The 17827-nt window shown below is 67.2% G+C and carries 21 protein-coding genes; 7 read left to right on the top strand and 14 right to left on the bottom strand.

Going from position 1 to position 17827, the window contains the following annotated elements:
- The first annotated feature begins 219 nt into the window (after nucleotides 1–219).
- The 3 genes from otsB to P7B02_RS09515 all read left to right on the top strand — a co-directional run bounded on the left by otsB (nucleotide 220) and on the right by P7B02_RS09515 (nucleotide 4080).
- Nucleotides 220–969, top strand: coding sequence for a trehalose-phosphatase (gene otsB / locus P7B02_RS09525; protein ID WP_277786112.1), 750 nt, complete (start codon nucleotides 220–222; stop codon nucleotides 967–969).
- Nucleotides 966–2369 carry an alpha,alpha-trehalose-phosphate synthase (UDP-forming) gene (otsA, locus tag P7B02_RS09520; protein WP_277786111.1) on the top strand — a complete coding sequence of 468 codons (1404 nt, stop codon included), beginning with the start codon at nucleotides 966–968 and terminating at the stop codon, nucleotides 2367–2369. Before otsB ends, otsA begins: the two co-directional genes overlap by 4 nt.
- A gap of 154 nt (nucleotides 2370–2523) precedes the next feature.
- Complete coding sequence (locus P7B02_RS09515) at nucleotides 2524–4080, top strand: DEAD/DEAH box helicase (RefSeq protein WP_277786110.1); 1557 nt, start codon at nucleotides 2524–2526, stop codon at nucleotides 4078–4080.
- 3 nt (nucleotides 4081–4083) lie between these two features.
- On the opposite strand, the gene P7B02_RS09510 is transcribed toward P7B02_RS09515, so the two are convergent.
- The 14 genes from P7B02_RS09510 to P7B02_RS09445 form a co-directional block, all read right to left on the bottom strand.
- On the bottom strand, nucleotides 4084–4884 hold the full coding sequence (locus P7B02_RS09510; protein ID WP_277786109.1) for an enoyl-CoA hydratase/isomerase: 801 nt from the start codon (nucleotides 4882–4884) through the stop codon (nucleotides 4084–4086).
- Between the two features lie 62 nt (nucleotides 4885–4946).
- Complete coding sequence (locus P7B02_RS09505) at nucleotides 4947–6002, bottom strand: GGDEF domain-containing protein (protein WP_277786108.1); 1056 nt, start codon at nucleotides 6000–6002, stop codon at nucleotides 4947–4949.
- A gap of 157 nt (nucleotides 6003–6159) precedes the next feature.
- Nucleotides 6160–6555, bottom strand: a complete 396-nt coding sequence (locus tag P7B02_RS09500) for a DUF6165 family protein (protein WP_277786107.1) — start codon at nucleotides 6553–6555, stop codon at nucleotides 6160–6162.
- The gene (locus tag P7B02_RS09495; RefSeq protein WP_277786693.1) at nucleotides 6555–7484 is read right to left on the bottom strand and encodes a glycosyltransferase family 9 protein; all 930 of its coding nucleotides are present in this window, start codon (nucleotides 7482–7484) and stop codon (nucleotides 6555–6557) included. Before P7B02_RS09495 ends, P7B02_RS09500 begins: the two co-directional genes overlap by 1 nt.
- Before the next feature lie 20 nt (nucleotides 7485–7504).
- Nucleotides 7505–7900, bottom strand: a complete 396-nt coding sequence (locus P7B02_RS09490; RefSeq protein ID WP_277786106.1) for a GFA family protein — start codon at nucleotides 7898–7900, stop codon at nucleotides 7505–7507.
- A complete protein-coding gene (locus tag P7B02_RS09485; RefSeq protein ID WP_277786105.1) occupies nucleotides 7897–8286 on the bottom strand; it encodes a HesB/IscA family protein in 390 nt (129 codons plus the stop codon). Before P7B02_RS09485 ends, P7B02_RS09490 begins: the two co-directional genes overlap by 4 nt.
- Nucleotides 8287–8290: 4 nt before the next feature.
- The gene (locus P7B02_RS09480) at nucleotides 8291–8641 is read right to left on the bottom strand and encodes an SUF system Fe-S cluster assembly protein (RefSeq protein ID WP_277786104.1); all 351 of its coding nucleotides are present in this window, start codon (nucleotides 8639–8641) and stop codon (nucleotides 8291–8293) included.
- 7 nt (nucleotides 8642–8648) lie between these two features.
- Nucleotides 8649–9866, bottom strand: coding sequence for an aminotransferase class V-fold PLP-dependent enzyme (locus tag P7B02_RS09475; RefSeq protein ID WP_277786103.1), 1218 nt, complete (start codon nucleotides 9864–9866; stop codon nucleotides 8649–8651).
- Nucleotides 9866–10900, bottom strand: a complete 1035-nt coding sequence (gene sufD / locus P7B02_RS09470; protein ID WP_277786102.1) for a Fe-S cluster assembly protein SufD — start codon at nucleotides 10898–10900, stop codon at nucleotides 9866–9868. Before sufD ends, P7B02_RS09475 begins: the two co-directional genes overlap by 1 nt.
- Nucleotides 10897–11643 carry a Fe-S cluster assembly ATPase SufC gene (sufC, locus tag P7B02_RS09465; RefSeq protein ID WP_277786101.1) on the bottom strand — a complete coding sequence of 249 codons (747 nt, stop codon included), beginning with the start codon at nucleotides 11641–11643 and terminating at the stop codon, nucleotides 10897–10899. Before sufC ends, sufD begins: the two co-directional genes overlap by 4 nt.
- Nucleotides 11630–12079: a hypothetical protein gene (locus P7B02_RS09460; RefSeq protein ID WP_277786100.1), complete on the bottom strand. Its 450-nt coding sequence runs from the start codon at nucleotides 12077–12079 to the stop codon at nucleotides 11630–11632. The genes sufC and P7B02_RS09460 overlap by 14 nt, the downstream gene beginning before the upstream one ends.
- Before the next feature lie 23 nt (nucleotides 12080–12102).
- A complete protein-coding gene (gene sufB, locus P7B02_RS09455) occupies nucleotides 12103–13572 on the bottom strand; it encodes a Fe-S cluster assembly protein SufB (RefSeq protein WP_277786099.1) in 1470 nt (489 codons plus the stop codon).
- Nucleotides 13572–14693, bottom strand: coding sequence for a cysteine desulfurase family protein (locus tag P7B02_RS09450; protein WP_277786098.1), 1122 nt, complete (start codon nucleotides 14691–14693; stop codon nucleotides 13572–13574). The genes sufB and P7B02_RS09450 overlap by 1 nt, the downstream gene beginning before the upstream one ends.
- Nucleotides 14690–15142 (bottom strand): Rrf2 family transcriptional regulator, encoded by a 453-nt coding sequence (locus P7B02_RS09445; RefSeq protein ID WP_277786097.1) that lies wholly within the window; start codon nucleotides 15140–15142, stop codon nucleotides 14690–14692. The genes P7B02_RS09450 and P7B02_RS09445 overlap by 4 nt, the downstream gene beginning before the upstream one ends.
- Before the next feature lie 170 nt (nucleotides 15143–15312).
- Between P7B02_RS09445 and P7B02_RS09440 the strand changes: the two genes are divergently transcribed.
- From P7B02_RS09440 to P7B02_RS09425, 4 genes are all read left to right on the top strand, one after another.
- Nucleotides 15313–15963, top strand: a complete 651-nt coding sequence (locus tag P7B02_RS09440; protein ID WP_277786096.1) for an alpha/beta hydrolase — start codon at nucleotides 15313–15315, stop codon at nucleotides 15961–15963.
- Nucleotides 15964–16017: 54 nt separating this feature from the next.
- Nucleotides 16018–16431 (top strand): hypothetical protein, encoded by a 414-nt coding sequence (locus tag P7B02_RS09435; RefSeq protein WP_277786095.1) that lies wholly within the window; start codon nucleotides 16018–16020, stop codon nucleotides 16429–16431.
- Nucleotides 16432–16469: 38 nt separating this feature from the next.
- Entirely contained in the window at nucleotides 16470–17336 is an 867-nt protein-coding gene (locus tag P7B02_RS09430) for a 50S ribosomal protein L11 methyltransferase (protein WP_277786094.1), read from the top strand.
- 61 nt (nucleotides 17337–17397) lie between these two features.
- A complete protein-coding gene (locus tag P7B02_RS09425) occupies nucleotides 17398–17808 on the top strand; it encodes a hypothetical protein (RefSeq protein WP_277786093.1) in 411 nt (136 codons plus the stop codon).
- Nucleotides 17809–17827 lie beyond the last annotated feature (19 nt).

Below are 17827 nucleotides of genomic sequence, written 5' to 3'. Positions count from 1 at the left end.
CCAATGTATCCGGCGACATAGCAGGCTTCACTTCACCACATGACTGGCGGCTAACTCTCACGGAAGAGTTTGGTTCCCCCGATCAAGCCTCACATTACGTTTATTTGGGCTTACGGGCTCCAATCCCCATCTAGGGCGTTCACCAAGCCGGTACTTTCCGGCGCGTGCAGCAACCATAGCCCCGGGGACGCCATGGCAGCTGAAAAGCCAGAGATTGTTTTGACTGAACTCATTCCCGCGCCCCTCGATCTGTCGAGGACGGCGCTTTTCCTCGATCTGGACGGCACGCTCGCCCATTTCGAACCCAAGCCGACCGACGTCGGCCCCAACCTCTATCGCAACGACCTGCTGCGCCGCCTGTGCGAGCGCCTGGACGGTCGCTTGGCGATCGTGAGCGGCCGCGCCATGGCCGATCTCGACCGCATCCTGGAGGACTGCACTCCGTGCCTGGCCGGCACTCATGGCCTGGAGTTCCGCCACGGCGGCGAAACCCGCATGGCCGAAGCCCACCCGTCGCTCGCCGACGCGATCGAGGCCTTCGAAGCCTTCGCCCAGACCCAGAAGGGCCTGCTGGTGGAGCCGAAGGCCCTGGGCGTCGCCTTGCATTACCGCCAAGCGCCAGAGACACGCGAAGCCTGTCTCGACCTCGCCGAACGTGTCGGCTCGGCCTATGGCCTGACGGTCCAGGACGGCCATCTGGTTGTCGAACTGCGTACCCCCGGCACGACCAAGGGCGACGCTGTCGCCGCCTTCATGGCCCGCAGCCCGTTCCTGGGCGCCACGCCCGTCTTCGTCGGCGACGACCTGACGGACGAGGACGGCTTCCGTGAAGCCGTCGACCAGGGCGGCTACGGCATTCTTGTCGGCGAAAGCCGGCCTACCCGCGCGTCGTTCGGCCTGTCCGGCCCCGACGCCGTCCTCCGCTGGCTTGAAAGCAGCCTGGAGGAAGAACAGGGAGCCGCCGCATGAGCCGCCTGATCGTTGTCTCCAACCGCGTCCAGTTCTCCAGCGAGACGGGCGCCAGCGCCACCGGCGGCCTCGCCATGGCCATCGGCGCCGCCCTGCGTGAACACCAGGGCGTGTGGTTCGGCTGGAGCGGCAAGACCACCGAGAAGTACACCGGCCACCTGCAGCTCGACCGCATCGACGGCGTCACCGTCGCCAAGGTGGACCTCGAGCCTCAGGACATCGAGGAGTACTACAACGGCTACGCCAACAAGACGCTGTGGCCGCTGTTCCACGACCGCATCGACCTGACCGCCTATGAGCGCCCTTTCGGCGAAGGCTATGGCCGGGTCAACGCCCGCTTCGCGGAGGCGCTGGCTCCGCTGATCCAGCCGGACGACATCATCTGGGTCCACGACTATCACCTGATCCCGCTGGGTCGGGAGTTGCGTCGACTGGGCGTGAAGAACCGGATCGGCTTCTTCCTGCACATTCCGTGGCCAGCGCGTCAGCTGCTCGCCACCCTGCCCCGCCACGCCGAGCTGGTGGCGTCGCTGTTTGACTACGACCTGGTCGGCACGCACGCACAGTCCTTCCAGGCGGCCTTGGCCGGCTACATCATCAACGAGGCCGACGGCGAGGTCATGCCCAATGGCGACGCCTTCGCCTTCGGCAAGCACACCCGCCTGGGCGTCTTCCCGATCGGCATCGATGTGGGCGACTTCGAAGCGGCCTCCAGCAGCGATACGGCGAAGGAAAGCTTCGCGCGGATGCGTGAGAGTCTGGCCGGCCGCCAGATGATCATCGGGGTCGACCGGCTGGACTACTCCAAGGGTTTGGAAGAGCGCTTTCTGGCCTATGAGCGCTATCTGGCGGACACGCCGGAGGCTCGTGAAAAGGTGTTTCTGCTGCAGATCGCCACCGTCAGCCGTGATGGGGTCGAGGCGTACCAGGACCTTCGCAACCGCCTGGACGCTGTATCCGGCCGGGTGAACGGCCAGTTCGCCACGTTCGACTGGGTGCCCCTGCGCTATGTGAACAGCCCCTATCGGCGGGACGAGCTGGCGGGGATCTACCGCGCAGCCCATGTGGGCCTGGTGACGCCGCTGCGCGACGGCATGAACCTGGTGGCCAAGGAGTATGTGGCCGCCCAGGACCCGGAAGACCCCGGCGTGCTGATCCTGTCCCGCTTCGCCGGCGCTGCGGCGCAGATGAAGGACGCCCTGATCGTCAATCCGTTCAGCCGCGAGGACGTCGCCGACGCCATCCGGCGGGCCCTGGCCATGCCGCGCGAGGAACGCGTCCGTCGCTGGACGAGCCTGATCGAAGGCGTGCGGCGTGACGACGTCATCGCCTGGCGCGAAAGCTTTGTTGACGCCTTGGCCGGCGTCGAACCCAAGGCGCGGATCGCCCCCGCGGCCTGATTTAAGCTCTGCGGCGAGGTCAGGCGATCCGAGCGATTACTTGACTTCGCCGCAGGGTTTCTTATATGCGGCGATCAGTTCGAGACAGGTCTGGCGAATCCGCGCCGCCCGCTCGCCCAAGCACGGGCGGTTTCGAACCCAGACCTAGCGAGACATGACTGAATTTTCTGACCTGGGGCTGAGCCCCACGACCCTGCAGGCGGTCGCCGACACCGGCTATACCACCGCTACCCCCATCCAGGCCCAAGCCATTCCCGTGGCGCTGGCCGGCGGCGACGTCCTCGGCATCGCCCAGACCGGCACCGGCAAGACCGCAGCCTTCACCCTTCCGCTGATTGACCGACTGGCCGCCGGTCGGGCCAAGGCCCGCATGCCCCGCGCCCTGGTCATCGCGCCGACGCGTGAACTGGCCGATCAGGTGGCCGCCAGCTTCGAGAAGTACGCCAAGGGCACGAAGCTGTCCTGGGCCCTGCTGATCGGCGGCGTGTCCTTCGGCGACCAGGAAAAGAAGCTGGATCGCGGCGTGGACGTTCTGATCGCCACCCCGGGCCGCCTGCTCGACCACTTCGAGCGCGGCAAGCTGCTGATGACCGGCGTGCAGATCATGGTCGTCGACGAAGCCGACCGCATGCTGGACATGGGCTTCATCCCGGACATCGAGCGCATCTTCAAGATGACGCCGCCGAAGAAGCAGACCCTGTTCTTCTCGGCCACCATGCCGCCGGAAATCACCCGGCTGACCAAGCAGTTCCTGAACAACCCGACCCGTATCGAAGTCGCCAAGCCGGCGACCACGAACGACAACATCACCCAGTACCTGGCGCGCATCCCGCTGTCGGACCCGAAGGCCAAGCGCATGACCCTGCGCGAGCTGATCGGCCGGTCCGAAGTGAAGAACGGCATCGTGTTCTGCAATCGCAAGACCGAAGTCGACATCGTCGCCAAGTCGCTGAAGGTTCACGGCCTCGACGCCGCGCCGATCCACGGCGATCTGGACCAGTCGCAGCGCATGAAGACCCTGGCCGACTTCCGTGCCGGGAACCTGAAGCTTCTGGTGGCGTCCGACGTCGCCGCGCGCGGCCTGGACATCCCGGAAGTCAGCCACGTCTTCAACTACGACGTGCCGCACCACGCCGACGACTATGTTCACCGCATCGGCCGCACCGGCCGCGCGGGCCGGACCGGCGAAGCGTTCATGATCGTCACGCCGTCGGACGACAAGGGCCTGGACAAGGTCCTGAAGCTGATCGGCAAGACCCCGAACGAAGCCGTGGTCGAGCTCGACTGGAGCCAGGCCAAGGACGACCGTCGTCCCAGCGAGAAGTCCGGCCGTGGCCGCGAGCGCGGCGGTCGTGACCGTGGCGAACGCGGCGGCCGTGGCCGCGGCCGTTCGACGGAAAACGCCGCCCCCGCCGAGGTTCTGGAAGCCGCGCCGGCGGTTGAAGCCGCCGAAGCGGAGGCCAAGCCCCGGCGCGAGCGCAACCGTAACCGCCCGCAGCGCACCGAGCAGCCCGAGGCCGCCGAGCGTCCCGCCGCCCGCCAGGAAGCGCCCCGTCGCGAAGCCAAGGTCGAGCCGGAACGTCGCGGCGGCGTAAAGGCGCCCCGCCTGCCCCGCGACGACGATGATCGTCGGGTGGTCGGCTTCGGCAATGATATCCCGGCCTTCCTGATGCGCGCCGCCCCTCGCGTCGCCGTGGAAGCGGAAGACTAGGCCCTAGCGGCCTTTGAAACTGGCCAGCCGCTTCTGCAGGAACGCGGCCACGCCCTCCAGAAAGTCGTCGGTCTTGCCGGCGGCTTTTTGCGTTCTGCGCTCGGCGTCGAGCTGACCGCTCCAGTCGGCGTCCAGGCTGTCCCACATCAGCTTGCGGATATGGCCTAGCGCCGCCGGACCGTTGGCCAGCTCCTTGGCCAGGGTTATGGCGGTCGGGATCAGCTCTTCATCCGACACGCAGCGATTGATCAGTCCCCACTCCAAGGCCGTGCGGGCGGAAATCTTGTCGCCCAGCAGCGCCATCTCCATGGCCCGGGCCTTGCCGATCAGGCGGGGCAGCAGGTAGGTCGAGCCGCCGTCTGGGACGAGGCCGATCCGCCGGAACGCCTGCAGGAAATAGGCGCTCTCGCTCGCCACGATGATGTCGCCGAGCAGGGCGAAGGAGCAGCCGATCCCAGCCGCCGCGCCGTTCACGGCGGTGACGATCGGAATGGGCAGGTCACGGAACTGGGTCACCAGCGGGTTGAACACCTTCTCCAGCGAAGCCCCCACATCCGGCTTGCCGTCATCGTCGATGGGCCGCCCGGCAGTCCCGCCGCCCGACAGGTTCGCGCCCGAGCAAAACCCCCTGCCCTCGCCCGTCAGCAGCACGGCGCGCGCCGTCTCGGCCGCCTGATTGAGCGCGGCGGCCAGTTGGCCGGCCATCTCCATGCTGGCGGCGTTCAGCGTCGTGGGGTCGGTCAGGGTGATCACCGCCACCCCGTCCACAAGCTCGAACCTGACCTTGGTGTTGTCGTCGGCCATGGCCGTCCTCCCTTTTGGAGAGGACGTTAGGAACCGGCCCTAGCGTAACGCCAGAAGAAAAATCAGGCGGCGGCGGACAGGTTTTCGGCGTTGGTCACGCGGTTGCGGCCAGCGCGCTTGGAGGCGTAGAGGCCGGAGTCAGCCCGCTCCATGAGACCGTGAGAAGCCTCGTCCTTGTGCAGCTCGGCCAGGCCCGCGGAGATGGTGATCGTGCCGAGGTCCTCGTTGGTCGAGCGACGCTTCAGCATGCGCGACGACACCTCCAGGCGGATCTCCTCCAGGGTCGCGGTGACCGTCGCCGCATCTTCACGCGGGAAGATCATGGCGAACTCCTCGCCGCCGTAGCGAGCGGCGAAACGCGGCGGCGCGCCGACGCGGCCGATGACGCTGGCGACGTAACGCAGCACCTGATCGCCCGTCTGGTGGCCCCAGGTGTCGTTGAAGCCCTTGAAGTGGTCGATGTCGAGCAGAGCCAGGGTCAGCATGGTGCCGGCGTCCTTGGCCTCGGCGCAGGCGCGCTCAAGCTCTTCGTCGAAGGCCTTGCGGTTGGCCAGATTGGTCAGGCCGTCCGTGGTGGCGTCGCGGCGCACCTGCTCCAGGTGCTCCTTCAGACGCTCGACCTCGGCCGTGGACTCGTTCAGGCGCTGCTCCAGCGCCTCGGTCTCGCTGCGGGCGCGGCGGGTGGCGACCGACAGCTGATCGACCAGCAGGCGCAGGGTCGCGCCGTCCGTATGCTCGCCCAGATGCTTGCTGGCGCCTTCCAGGGTCTCGCCGAACACGGCGGTGGAGCGGCTGGCCTGCTTGATCGCCTTGGCGACCAGTTCCAGCTCGCGGCCCAGAAGGTCGCCCGCGTCACGAATCTGTTCGTTCAGACGCACCTTGGCCAAGTGCTTGGCGGCCAGAGTTTCGATGGCGATGTCGGTGATCGTCTCACCGGAGCTCAAAAGCGTCGCGAAATCCCGCGAGAGATCGCTCTGCGGGTCGGCGATGTAGTTGATGCAGACTTCGTAGTTGAGCGGCGTCGGCCAGATGTGATGGGCTTCCATCAACTCCAGGGCGCGACGGGCCAATTGAATGGCTTCCGGACCACGCAGTTTGGCTTCAACCTCAGCCGACATGCTCGATGTTCCCTCAATAAAGCCGTCACCCGTAGACCCACAGGCGCACGACCTCTGAGTTCAACTTAGCCTTAGAGGGCAAACGACGGGTTAAGGACGAGCGGAAACCGTTCGACGAACAGCGATACACACAAAGGATGTATTTGCGAAAAACCCGCTATACGGCGAGGTAGGGCTTGTAGCTCTTCTCTTCGACGATGTCGGAACCGGCGGCGGCGTTGATCGCCCGCTTGATGGCGGCGCGGCGGTCATTCTCGATATAGACTGAACGGGCCAGACCGACGAACTGCGGGCCGAAGTCCTGCCGACGCTCGCAGTCGCGCTTGCCGTCCTCGATGTCCCACAAGGCGGCGTTCACGGCTTGCAGCTGGGCGGTCAGGTCGGTCATTTCCGGCGTTTCAGCCAGGGCCTCAGCCGCGATCGCCTCCAGCAAAGCCAGCTCCTTGCGGACATTGGCTTCCTTGGCGGGGTCGCCAATCCGCTCGGCCTTCACGCGCAGGATGGTGATTTTGTCCACCAGCTCGCCGGCCGAGATCGGGGCCATGATCGCCATCAGGAACCTTTCAGCAGTCGCTCCAGGGCCGCCGACGCCGCATCGAGCGGCAAGGCGGCCATGTCCTGCCCGTAATCTTCGGCGACCAGAACTTCAAGCGTCTGGGCGGCGGGCCGGAACTTCACCGCCTTGCGGCGGTCCTTCTGCAGGCTCAGCAGCGGCGCGCCGCCGGCGGCCAGCATGTGGCCTGGCCCGGCGTCATTGGCCACGGCGGCCGCGAGCCGCGACGCCAGAGCGATGACCAGCAGCGGCCCCCTCACATGCGTCAGCACGTCCTTGCGGTCAGCTTCCGGGAACAAAGCGTCAGACAGGGCCAGGCGCGCGGCCTTGGCGTCCGTCGCCTCGTCCGGGCCGAAGAAGAAGACCGGCGTGCGCCCCGCCTGCTGCTGCTGGATGGCCAGAGACAAATAGCGCTCCAGCGGCCAGCGTTTCTCCTGCCCGCCCGCGCCGGGCGCGAAGCCCACATAGGTCGGACCGAAGGGCAGCAGAATCTGGGCCGCGGCCAGGGCGTCGGGATTGGTCAGGGTGATGGGGCGCGGCGTGCCCTTCCCTTCTGTCGCCAGGGCCAGCAGCACCGCGAGGCGCTCCGTCACCGCCTCCGGCCAGCCCTTCGCCGGCTTGCCCACATAACGGCGCCCAGCACGACGCGCGACCACACTGCGGCGCAGGTTCTCCTGGGTGTCGATGACGAGGTCGAACTGGCGGCCGCCGAACGGCTTCACCCACGGCAGGATGTCGCCGGGCGCGTCGCCGGTGCGGCCTTCGGTCAGGATCTCGTCGATGTAGCCGTCCACAACCGCCTTCAGCGGCCCGGCATAGACCGTGTCGCCCTTGGCCGCGGCCCAGGTGATGCGGGCGTCTGGAAATGCGGCGCGCAGGCCGGCGATGAAGGGCAGCTTGATCAGGCCGTCCCCGATCACCTCCCCCATCGAATAGACCAGGATCGAGGTCACACGCGCGGCCCGGGCCACTCGGGCCGGGGGTCTGGACTCTCGACCGTCATGTTCTCCCCCTCGGTGGCGCGCACCGGCAGGGTCGAGGGATCGAAGTCATCCAGGCAGAAGATGTTGACGCCATAGTGGTCCGGCGCCGACCGCTTCCGGTGGAAGGTGTAGATGCCGCAGACCGAACAGAACCGATGCTGCGCCCGCTTAGTGTTCCACTGGTACAGGGACAGCTTGTCGTCGCCCTCCAGGATGGTCAGGGCGCTTTCATGCACCTTGGTCATCAGGGCGTTCTTCTTGATGCAGATCGAGCAGTCGCAGGTGGTCAGCTCGTCAGGCTCCACATCCACGCGGAACTTCACGGCCCCGCAATGGCAGGAGCCGAAATAGGGCGCGGTCATGCCTGTTCTTCGACCGATTGCGGGATGATGGTGACGCTCTCGCCGCAACCGCAGGCGTCCGTCTCGTTCGGGTTGTGGAACACGAACTTGGACGACAGCTTGGTGGTCTCGTAGTCGATCTCGGTGCCGACCAGGAACAGCACGGCCTTGGGGTCGATCAGGATGGTGACGCCCTTGTCCTCGACCACCTCGTCCAGCGCAGCGCGCTCCTCGGCGTATTCGAAGATGTACTCCTGCCCGGCGCAGCCGCCGTTCTTCACGCCGACGCGCAGGCCGGCATAGGGTCTCTCGGCCTTCGCCATGATCTCCTGCACGCGCGCGGCGGCGCGGTCGCTCAGGGTGACGACCTTGGGGCGGGGGCGACGGGGGCGGGCTGCGAGTTCCATGGCCTTAGAACATGTTCAGCTGGAGTTTGGCTTCGTCCGACATGCGCGATTGATCCCACGGCGGTTCGAACACCAGATCGACATGGCACGACTTCAGGCCCGGAATCTCCATCACCGCGTCCTGCACCCAGCCCGGCATCTCGCCGGCCACCGGGCAGCCCGGCGCGGTCAGGGTCATGTCGATCTTCACGTCCTTCTCGTCGGAGACGTCGACCTTGTAGATCAGCCCGAGCTCGTAGATGTCGACCGGGATTTCCGGGTCGAACACGGTCTTCAGCTTCTCGATCAGCTGATCGGTCAGCCGGTCGAGTTCAGCCTGCGGCAGGGTGGATGCGGCGGGAGTGGCGTCGTCCATGGATCGTCTAACCAAACAAACTGTGGGCCTTGACCAGGGCGTCGACGAAGACGTCGGCCTCGGCCTCGGTGTTATATAGGGCGAAGGAGGCGCGAGCGCTCGAGGTGATCCCGAAACGGGCCATCAGAGGCTCGGCGCAATGAGTGCCGGCGCGTACGGCGACGCCGTGACGGTCGAGGATCTGGGCCACGTCATGGGCGTGCGCGCCCTCGACGGTGAAGGCCATGATGGCCCCCTTCTCCTCCGCCTCGCCGATGATGCGCAGCCAGTTGTGGCCGGCCAGCCGCTCGACGGCGCGGTCATAGAGCTTGCGCTCGTAGGCGGCGATCTCGGCCCGGTCGAACCGGCTCATCCATTCCACCGCCGCGCCGAAGCCGATGGCCTCGATGATCGGCGGGGTGCCGGCCTCGAACCGGTGCGGCGGCTCGGCATAGGTGATGCGGTCCATGGACACGACGCCGATCATCTCGCCGCCGCCCTGGTAGGGGCGAAGAGACGCCAGCGCCTCGGTGCGCCCGTACAGCGCGCCGATGCCCGTGGGGCCGTAGAGCTTGTGGGCGGAGAAGGCGTAGAAGTCCGCGCCGATCGCCTGCACGTCCACGGGCAGGTGAACCACGCCCTGGCAGCCGTCGATGATCGTGACCGCCCCGGCCTCGCGGGCCAGGCGGACAATCTCCGCAACCGGATTGATCACGCCCGTGACATTGGACATGTGGCTGACGGCGACGACCTTGGTCTTGTCGTTCAGCAGGGCCTTGTAGGCCTCCATGTCCAGCGTGCCGTCGTCCAGCACCGGGATCCAGCGCAGGAAGGCGCCCTGCCGCTCGCGCAGGAAGTGCCAAGGCACGATGTTGGCGTGGTGCTCGGCCTGCGATATGATGATCTCGTCGCCCGCCTGGATCGTCGCGCCCAGGCCCGAGGCCACGAGGTTGATCGCCTCGGTCCCACCCTTGATGAAGACGATGTTGTCCACGCTCTCGGCGTTGATGAACCGCGCCACGCTGGCCCGCGCCGCCTCGTAGGCGTCAGTCGTCTCATTTGCCAGGGTGTGCAGGCCGCGGTGGACGTTGGCGTAGGACTGCTCCATCGCCCGGGCCATGGCCTCGATCACGGCGCGCGGCTTCTGGGCGCTGGCGGCGCTGTCCAGATAGACCAGCGGCTTGCCGTTCACCTGTCGAGACAGGATCGGGAATTCTGCGCGGATCGCCTCTGCGTCGAACGCCATCAGACGGCTCCCAGGTGCGCGGCGACCCATTGGCGGGCCACGTCACGGGCTTTGTCATTGGCGATGCGGTCCACGACCTCGCCCACGAAGGCCTCGGCCAGCATTGCGCGGGCCTGGGCGTCAGGAATGCCGCGCTGGCGAGCGTAGAACAGGGCGTCCTCGTCCAGAGCGCCGACCGTGTTGCCGTGCGCGCAGGACACGTCGTCGGCGTAGATCAGCAGTTCGGGCTTGGCGTCGATCTCGGCCTTCTCGGACAGGATCAGGGCATGGTGGCCCATGCGGGCGTCGGTCTTGTCGGCGCCCTTCTCCACAACGATACGGCCCTGGAACACGCCGCGCGCCTGGTCGCGGACGATGCCCTTGGTCAATTGGCTGGTCTCACCGCCGACGCCCTCGTGGGCCACGGCGGTGGTCAGGTCAGCGTGACGCTGGCCGCCTAGCAGATAGCCGGCGTCCATGCGGACCGTCGCGCCCTCGCCCGGATGGGCCACCTGGGTCTCGATCCGCTGGCGGCGCGCACCGGTGGTCAACACGGTCTGTTCGAAGCGCGAGCCGCGCGACAGGGCGACTGTAGCGGTGCTGACCGCGACGGCTTCCGCCGTGTCGGCCGCCAGGACAACGCGCTCCAGCCGGGCGTCAGCCTCCACCGTCAGATTCAGGCGGGTCTCGGTCAGGTAGCCTTCGCCGAGACCTTCATAGGTCTCCAGCAGGGTCAGCTCCGCGCCCTCGCCCACCCAGACGCTCAGGTCGGTGCCGTGAGCGGTCTCACTAGTGTCGGCGATCACGCGCAGACGCACGGTGCGCCGCTCGCCCGCCGGGACGACCAGGGCCTTCACGTCGCCGCGCACCACGCCGTTGACCAGCAGCACGTCGCCCTCGCCGAACGCGCCGGTTTCAAACTGGCGGTCGCTGGCCGGCGAGACCGGCGGCATTGCGCGGATCAGGCCGCGCAGGTCGGTCCAGCGCCAGTCCTCGTCCCGCCGCGACGGCAGCAGGGCGACGTCGCCGGCCGCTATGGCTTGGGAGACGCTCACGCGGCGCTCGCGTACTTGTCGTAACCCTCGGCCTCGAGCTGCAGGGCCAGCTCGGGACCGCCGGAGGCGACGATGCGGCCGGCCGACAGCACATGCACCCGGTCGGGTTTGATGTGATCCAGCAGGCGCTGGTAGTGCGTGATGACCAGCATGGCGCGGTCGGGCGCACGCATGGCGTTCACGCCTTCGGAGACGATGCGCAAGGCGTCGATGTCGAGACCGGAGTCGGTCTCGTCCAGGATCAGCAGCTTGGGCTGCAGGATCGCCATCTGCAGGATCTCCATGCGCTTCTTCTCACCGCCGGAGAAACCGACGTTGAGCGAGCGCTTGAGCATCTCGAAATCGATCTTCAGCTCGGCGGCCTTCTCGCGCACCAGCTTCAGGAAAGCTGGCGCAGCCACCTCGTCCTCGCCGCGCGCCTTGCGCTGGGCGTTGAGCGCTGTGCGCAGGAAGGTCAAGGCCGGAACGCCAGGAATTTCAAGCGGATACTGGAAAGACAGGAACACGCCCTTGGCGGCCCGCTCGTCCGGCTCCAGGGCCAGCAGGTCCTCGCCGTTCAGGGTCGCCGAACCGTCGGTCACCTCATAGCCGCCACGGCCGGACAGCACGTAGGACAGGGTCGACTTGCCCGCGCCGTTCGGCCCCATGATGGCGTGAACCTCGCCGGCCGGGACGTCGAGCGTCAGGCCCTTGAGGATTTCCTTGTCCTCGACCGAGGCGCGGAGGTTTTCAATTTTTAGCATCGTTCAAAATCCACCGGCCGTAGCCGTAAATACTGTCTTCTTCGCCGTTCGCGATCCGCTTCAGGACCTTGTTGATCGGCCAGGTCAGTTTGTCGCCCTGCTGCCGAAGCGTCAGGAACCACCACAACTCCGGCTCGTCCGGGGAGATGCCGGGAGCCCCGGACTCGCCGGCCTCTTCGAAGCTGATCCACTGGAACTTGTCCGGCGCCGACTTGATCAGCACCTCGCCGATATAGGCTCCGGCCCGACCCATGCTCGCGGTGAAGCGGGAATGGCGGAAGAGCGCCTCCTCGCCCAGCGCCCGCAGGTCTTCGAGATAGTCATCGACGACCTTCAGGCTTTCGAGGCTGAAATCCAAGCGATCCTGCGCCAGCCGTTCTTGAAGCACGACTTCCTGGCCTGGCGGCGCGCCCGGCGTCGCGAACTGAAGCGCCACCGTGGGAATGTCCTCCAGAGGGATCATCCGACAGACCCTTCCAGCGAGATCGCCACGAGCTTCTGGGCTTCGACGGCGAACTCCATGGGCAGTTGTTGCAGCACGTCCTTGACGAAGCCGTTGACCAGCAGGGCCACGGCCTCTTCCTGGTTCAGCCCGCGCTGCATGACGTAGAAGAGCTGGTCCTCGGACAAACGCGTGGTGGTCGCCTCATGCTCGAAAACAGTCTGGCCGTTGCGCGCCTCGACGTAAGGCACGGTGTGCGCGGCGCACTCCTTGCCGATGAGCAGGCTGTCGCACTGGGTGAAGTTGCGCGCGCCCTTGGCCTTGGGGTGGGCCGAGACCAGCCCGCGATAGGTGTTGGACGATTTGCCCGCGCTGATCCCCTTGGAGATGATGCGCGACTTCGTATTGGCGCCCAGATGGATCATCTTGGTGCCGGTGTCGGCCTGCTGGAAGCCGTTGGTCACGGCGATCGAGTAGAACTCGCCCGAGCTGTCGTTGCCGCGCAAGACGCAGGATGGGTACTTCCAGGTCACGGCCGAGCCGGTCTCAACCTGGGTCCACGACACCTTGGAGCGGTCGCCGCGGCAGTCGGCGCGCTTGGTGACGAAGTTGTAGATGCCGCCCTTCCCGGTCTTCGGATCGCCCGGGTACCAGTTCTGGACGGTGGAGTACTTGATCTCCGCGTCTTCCAGGGCGACCAGCTCGACCACGGCGGCGTGCAGTTGGTTCTCGTCCCGCATCGGGGCCGTGCAGCCTTCGAGGTAGGAGACGTAGGCGCCCTTGTCGACGATGATCAGGGTGCGCTCAAACTGGCCGCTCTCCGCCGCATTGATGCGGAAGTAGGTCGACAGCTCCATGGGGCAGCGCACGCCCGGCGGCACGTAGACGAACGAACCGTCGGAGAAGACCGCGCTGTTCAGGCAGGCGAAGTAGTTGTCCGAGGTCGGCACGACCGAACCCAGGTACTTCTTCACCAGCTCCGGATGCTCGCGGATCGCCTCGCTCATGGAGCAGAAGATGACGCCGACGGCGGCCAGCTCCTTCTTGAAGGTGGTGACCACCGAGACGCTGTCGAACACCGCGTCCACGGCGTATTTCGGCGCACCCTGCACGCCGGCCAGGACTTCCTGCTCCTTCAGCGGGATACCCAGCTTGGCGTAGGTGGCCAGCAACTCCGGATCGACCTCGTCCAGGCTCTTCGGCCCATCCTTGGTCTTGGGCGCGGCGTAGTAATAGGCGTCCTGGTAGTCGATCCGGGGGAAGTTCACCTTCGCCCAGGTTGGCTCCTCCATGGCCAGCCAGCGCTCGAACGCCTCAAGCCGCCATTGCAGCATCCACTCCGGCTCGTCCTTCTTGGCCGAAATGAAGCGCACGATATCGGCGTTCAGGCCCTTGGGCGCGAATTCCTGGTCGATATCGGTGATGAAGCCGTGCTTGTAGGCTTCCAGGGACTCGACGTGTTCGACGGTCTGCTTGACGGCGACCATTACGCAACCTCCCGACGACGGGCGCCGAAGCGCTCCCAGGCCTGAAGCCAGGCGTCGCCGCACTTGATCCAATCCTCTTCGGTCGTGGCCCACCCTCCGCTGACGCGGATGGCGTGGGAGGCGATGTCCGCCCGTCCCATGGCCTCGACCACGCGACTCGCCTTGACCTTGCCCGAAGAGCAGGCCGCGCCCGCGCTGACCATCACCCCGGACAGATCCAGGGTCATGACCTGCAGTTCCGACGAGAAGCCCTCGCCGGCGAAACAAAGGGTCTGGGGCAGACGCGCCGCCCCCTCGCCCAGAACAACCGCCCGCGCCGCCTTCACGCGCTCGGCGCAGGCGTCGCGCCAGGCCGCCTGGGCCTGAAGGGCGTCGATCTCTTTGACCGCCACGGCCGCCGCCGCGCCGAAGCCGGCGATGCCGGGGACGTTCTCGGTGCCGCCGCGACGGCCCCGCTCCTGCCCGCCGCCGTGCAGACGGCGCGCCAGGGTGGCGCGGGTTCCGGCGACCAGGGCGCCGATCCCTTGCGGACCGCCGATCTTGTGGCTGGACAGGGCCATGGTGTCGGCGCCGAGCGCGGTGAAGTCGATGGCGATCTTTCCGGCCGCCTGAACCGCGTCCACGTGCAGCCAGCCATCGGCGGCGCGCACCAGGACGGCGGCGTCGGACACGGGCTGGATCACGCCGGTCTCGTTATTGGCCAGCATCAGGCAGACCATCGCCTTGCCCGGCTTGACCAGCTCGGCCGCCAGCCAAGCCAGGTCGGCGACGCCGTCAGCGTCGATGGGCATCACCTCGACCGGCAAACCGCTCTGGCGCGCGTTCTCGACCACGGCGTCGTGCTCGCCGGCGCTGATGATGATGCGTTCGACCTTGGCCGCCTCGGCGCTCTCAATGGCGAGCGCATTGGCCTCGGTGCCCCCGCTGACGAAGGTGACCGAGCCCGGAACAACGCCAACCAACGCGGCCACCGCCGCGCGCGCGTCCTCGACGATGGCGCGCGCCGCCCGGCCGCCCCCATGGACGGACGAGGGATTGCCCCCGACCTCCAGGGCGTGCGCGACCGCCGCGGCCGCTTCGGGCCGCACCTTCGCCGTGGCGTTGTAGTCCAGGTAGGTCATGCCGCGACCATCACCTCGCGGCGCAGCTTGCCGTCCAGCACGTCGGCCAGGGTGACCGAGGCAAGGTAATCGTGGATCTGGCGGCCCATCTCCTCCCAAAGGTCGTGGGTGACGCAGCGCGCGCCCTTGGACATGCAGCCTTTGGGACCGCCACGGCCGCCGCAGCGGGTGGCGCGAAGCGGCTCGTCCACCGCCAGGATGATCTCGGAGATGCGCGTCTCGGAGGCCGTGCGGGCCAGACGATAACCACCGCCCGGACCGCGAGCGCTTTTGACTAGGCCGTGGCGGCGCAGGCGGGCGAAGAGTTGTTCGAGGTAGGAGAGCGAAATCTCCTGGCTGGCGGCGATTTCGGCCAGCGAGACAGCGCGGGTGTCTTCCGGCAGACCCTGTCGTCCCGCCAGATCGGTCATCGCCATCACGGCGTAACGGCCCTTGGTGCTCAGACGCATGACTAGTCTCCGCCCCTTGCAGATTTCCCGCGCATCAATGCCCGCCTGTGCTACAAGCCGCGACTTCGCGCGGAACGCTGCTGCCGAACAGGCGGCGCCGATATGCGCGATGTAGGAAGACCAAGCGCAGCGGTCAAGTATTACGCGCGCTGAAGCAGCGAGGGGCGACCATGCCTGGAGTGACTCTGACCGGCGCCGCGGGGCGGATCGAAGGGCAGTATTCGCCCGGCAAGGCCGAGAACGCGCCGATCGCCCTGATCCTGTCGCCGCACCCCAAGGCCGGCGGTCACATGAACAACCCGGTGGCGGTCCAGCTATATCACTTGTTCATGAAGCGCGGCTTTTCGACCCTGCGCTTCAACTTCCGCGGCGTCGGCCGCAGCCAGGGCGAATTCGACAGCGGCATCGGCGAACTGGCCGACGCGGCTACGGCGCTGGATTGGCTGCAGGCCAACAACCCCGCCGCTTCGCAGACCTGGGTCGCCGGCTACAGCTTCGGCGCCTACATCGGCATGCAGCTTCTGATGCGCCGCCCGGAGACGGACGGCTTCATCAGCGTCTCGCCGCCCACCAACATGTACGACTTCAGCTTCCTGGCCCCCTGCCCGGCCTCCGGCCTGATCCTGCACGGCGGTTCGGACACCGTGGTGCCCCCGGTGGAGGTCGAGCGCGTGGTCTCCAAGCTGCGCACCCAGAAGGGCATCGTGATCGATCACGAGGTCGTCGACGGCGCCAGCCACTTCTGGGCCGAGAACCTGCCCGACGTTGAAAAGTCGGTCAGCAGCTACCTCGACAAGCGCCTGGCCGAAAATCCGATCTAGGCCGGCCTGAACCTTTCGCCCGCTCAAGCGCTCCATTGGCGCAAGGAGCGGGTGATGAAGGCGCTGTTTTACGGAATCGCACTGGCCGCGTTCAGCGGTGTCGCCATGGGCGCGGCGCTGAAGCCGGCGTTGCAGGCATTCACCGACGACATCACGTCCGCGCCTCCGGGCATGGCCTCCGCCGTCATCATCGACCAGGCGAACGCCGGGCCGGACTATGCCTCCAGCGGCCCGTGGGTGATCGGCACTGACTACCTGCGCGCCTCGGAGCCCGTGCCGGTGGAGGTCTATATGGGCGACATCGAGCCCTATGAGGTCGCGGTCAGCGACCAGCCAGCCGAGCCGGTGGAGCCCGCCTCCGCGCCGGAGATGGCCGAGCCCCGCTATCCCAGCCAGGGCGGCGGCATCGTCGACGCGCCGAAATCGGCCGAGGTCATCGCGGTGTTTCCGATCATCGACCCCGCCTGAGTCTCGCTTTTCGCCGTCGTCTCGACTATGCGGGCGGCATGAGCCAGCAAGCCTTCCAGATCATCGCCCGGGGCCCTCGCGCCGACGCCGAGGCGGCCGCCGACGCCATCGACGCCAACATCGCCCTCGAAGGCGCGACCTATTCGATCCTGGAAGAGGATGAGGACCGCGGCATCTGGCGCATCGACGCCTTCCCGACCTCCGACGACGAAGTCGAGGCGCTGAAGGCCCAGCTCGCTGAGTTCCCCACGCTGAAGATCACGGTCGAGGTCCTGGCCAACGCCGACTGGCTGGCCATGGCCCTGTCCGGCCTGCCGCCCGTGCGCGCCGGGCGTTTCTTCGTCTACGGCCAGCATGACCTCGGCCGCACCTCGCCGAACAACGTCAATCTGCGGATCGAGGCCGGCGCGGCATTCGGCACCGGTCACCACGGCACCACCGTCGGCTGCCTTCAGGCGTATGACGCCCTGATCAAGGCCAAGGGCTTCGAGAAGGTCCTGGACGTGGGCGCCGGCACCGGCCTGCTGGCCATCGCCGCGGCCCGCACCGGCTCGCGCGTCGCCGTCGGCACCGACATCGACAAACCCAGCGTGCGGATATCCAAGGAGAACGCCAAGCTGAACCGCGCCAACGCCCGCTTCGTCCACGCCAGCGGCCTGGGCCATCGCCTAGTCCGTGATTCCGCGCCCTACGATCTGGTGTTCGCCAACATCCTGGCCCGCCCCCTCGTCTCGCTCGCCCAAGACATCAAGGGCGCGCTGAAGCCGGGCGGCACGGTGATCCTGTCGGGCCTGCTGCGCACCCAGGAGCGGTTCGTGAAGGCCGCCTACCTGTCGCGCGGCTTCAAAGTTCGGCGCCGCATCCACCGCGACGCCTGGGCCACCCTAGTGATGCAACGCGCCTGACGGCGGGAACTTCACCGCACAGGCCACGTTCGTTTTCAGGGGATCGCCAAGGAGCGCTCCCATGGCCGAGCCTAAAGTCCGCAAACCACAGCCGACCACCCCGCCGCCCCGTGATCGCGGGGCCACCTTCGGCTGGGCGATCGCCGGCATGGTCGCCGTGGTCGCCATTGTCGCCGTCGCCTTCATCGCCACCGCCCGCGCGCCCCAGCCCGACGACAGCCGGATAACCGCCGCCATGGAGGAGAGCCGCGAGCAGGGCCTGGCCGAGGGCATGGCCAGGGGCGTCGAGGCGGATGCGACCGCCGCCGCCATGGCGGCCGAAACGGCGACCGAGGTCACCACGAGCAAGGCCGAGGCAGCCGCCCGTGATGCCCAGGCGACGGCGGATCACAGCGCGCTCAGCGTCGAAGACGCCGCCAGCGACGTCTCGGCCACCGTGCCTGAAGCCATCGGCCCGCCGAAACGCCCCTAAGGCCCTGCTGGCGTCCAGC

Origin of the sequence: Caulobacter segnis (genome assembly GCF_029543125.1) — a bacterium.
GTDB classification, from domain to species: domain Bacteria; phylum Pseudomonadota; class Alphaproteobacteria; order Caulobacterales; family Caulobacteraceae; genus Caulobacter; species Caulobacter segnis_D.
This window is presented reverse-complemented; position numbering and strand designations above follow the sequence as displayed.